General features: G+C 72.8%; 2 protein-coding genes. Both read right to left on the reverse strand.

The window, feature by feature from the left end:
* Positions 1–119: 119 nt before the first annotated feature.
* Positions 120–740 carry a hypothetical protein gene (locus ACFXPK_RS27925; RefSeq protein ID WP_385079790.1) on the reverse strand — a complete coding sequence of 207 codons (621 nt, stop codon included), beginning with the start codon at positions 738–740 and terminating at the stop codon, positions 120–122.
* Positions 737–1,858 (reverse strand): ParA family protein, encoded by a 1,122-nt coding sequence (locus ACFXPK_RS27930; protein ID WP_329824638.1) that lies wholly within the window; start codon positions 1,856–1,858, stop codon positions 737–739. The genes ACFXPK_RS27925 and ACFXPK_RS27930 overlap by 4 nt, the downstream gene beginning before the upstream one ends.
* Positions 1,859–2,344: the final 486 nt, after the last annotated feature.

Below are 2,344 nucleotides of genomic sequence, written 5' to 3' on the forward strand. Positions count from 1 at the left end.
GGCCGCGGCCGAGCGGGCGGCGCGGCGGGCGGGCGGGGTCGGGCGGCGGGGGCATCGCGGTCCTGGGAGCGGCGGGGCGGCGGGGCTGCGGGCGTTGGTGCGGCCCGCGCAGGCTACCGTCAGCGCCCGCGCAGCCGCCGTACGAGAATGCTCGCGTCGCCCCGCGATTCGAGGTCGGCGAGGACGACCGCCACCGCCTCGCGGACGATCCGCCCGCGGTCCACGGCGAGTCCGTGCTCACCGCGCAGCACCAGCCGGGCGTGTTCGAGGTCCATCAGTTCCTCGGCCGAGACATAGACCGTGATCTTCTCGTCGTGCCGTTCGCGCCCGCTGGGGCGCCGGTTGGCGCCGCGCCGCTGCCGGCGCTGCTGTCCGCCCTGCTGTGCGCTCTGCGCCCCCTGCGCGGCCGTTCCCGGCCCTGTACCGCCGCCGGGTCCGGTCCCCGGGGATCCGCCCTCCTGCGGCCTGCGGGCCTGCACGGCGGTCGCGGCCTGTTCGGCGTCGGCGGTGCGGCTGCGCGCCGGCTGCGCCGGGGCGGGCTCCGTGTCGGGGGCGGAGTGCTCCTCCTGCGTCCCGGGCCCGGCCGGGCCCGCCTGGTCGCCGCCCGGATCGCTCTCCCCGGCCGGCGCGGGCACCCGCGGTTCGCCGTTCGCGCCCCGCCGCTGCGCCGCGGGGGACGACGACGTCAGCGCCATGCCTCCGGTCGTACGGAACAGTTCGTCGGCGCCGGGCAGACTCACTCGGCGTGACACCGGGCGAGCACCTCCCTGGCGAGCTGGCGATAGGCGGCGGCGCCGACGGAGTTCGAGGCGTACGTGGTGATGGGCTCACCGGCGACGGTGGTCTCCGGGAAGCGCACGGTCCGCCCGATCACGGTGTGGTAGACGTGATCGTCGAACGCCTCCACGACCCGGGCCAGGACCTCCCGGCTGTGCACCGTGCGGGAGTCGTACATGGTGGCGAGGATGCCGTCGAGCTCCAGCTCCGGGTTGAGCCGCTCCTGGACCTTCTCGATGGTCTCGGTGAGCAGCGCGACCCCGCGCAGCGCGAAGAACTCGCACTCCAGCGGCACGATCACCTTGTGGGCGGCCGTCAGCGCGTTCACGGTCAGCAGACCGAGCGAGGGCTGGCAGTCGATCACGATGTAGTCGTAGTCGAGCAGCAGGGGCTTGAGGGCGCGCTGGAGCGTGGACTCGCGCGCGACCTCGCTGACGAGCTGCACCTCGGCGGCCGAGAGGTCGATGTTGCTCGGCAGCAGGTCCATGTTGGGCACGGCGGTCTTCAGCAGCACCTCGTCGGCCGCCATGCCCCGCTCCATGAGCAGGTTGTAGACGGTGAGGTCCAGCTCCATCGGGTTCACGCCGAGGCCGACCGACAGGGCTCCCTGCGGGTCGAAGTCGACGAGCAGCACACGTCGGCCGTACTCCGCGAGGGCGGCACCCAGGTTGATGGTCGACGTGGTCTTGCCGACGCCGCCCTTCTGGTTGCACATCGCGATGATCTTCGCGGGGCCGTGGTCGGTGAGCGGGCCGGGGATCGGGAAGTACGGCAGGGGACGCCCGGTCGGGCCGATCCGCTCGCGGCGCTGGCGGGCAGCGTCGGGGGCGAGGGTGGCCGCGTACTCGGGGTCCGGCTCGTATTCGGCGTCTGGGTCGTAGAAGTGCCCTTCGGGCGCTTCGTCGAAGTCGGCGAACGAAGTGGACTCTCGGCCACCCTCGTTGCCGGCCATGGCGTTCACGTGTTGGCCGTCCATCATCTGGTGGGCTGTCGTCATGTGCTGGTGGGTGGCGAAGGTGCGGACAGCTACGGAGCCGACAGCCTCGAACCCGGACGACGGGCTCTGGCCCCTCACCGGCATTCCTGGTTGACCACCCCCGGGAGTAAATGTCGACTCATTCACAAGTCGTCTTACCTCCTTGGACGGGACCAGGAAACTTATCGATAGGTCAGCGTGGCACCATGCCGACGGTTGGCGACTCTATGGCGTGTCACCACTCCGCAGCAACACAATCCGCCGGACCGGACCCGATGTGTCGGCAACCGAACACCCCTCTGTCAAGGGCGCACAGCCCTCTCACCAAGGCAGTGCGGCGAGGTTTCGCCGTCATACGAAACGGTTGAAATTGTTACGTTCGAGGCGAGTTGACGGGCGGTCGCACACCTGTCGCCCGACGCCCCGGGGGGGGGGGGGGGCGACGCGAGCGCGCCGGGCCGCGGGCGGCCGGGGTTGGGGGGGTGGGGGGGCGGCGGGCGGGGGGTGAGGGGGGGGGGGGGCTGCGCGGGGGCGGCGCGGCGGCCGCCCGGCCGCCCCCCCCGCCGGCGACGGTGCGCCCCGCGTTCAGCC

Origin of the sequence: Streptomyces sp. NPDC059142 (genome assembly GCF_042755665.1) — a bacterium.
Lineage (GTDB): Bacteria > Actinomycetota > Actinomycetes > Streptomycetales > Streptomycetaceae > Streptomyces.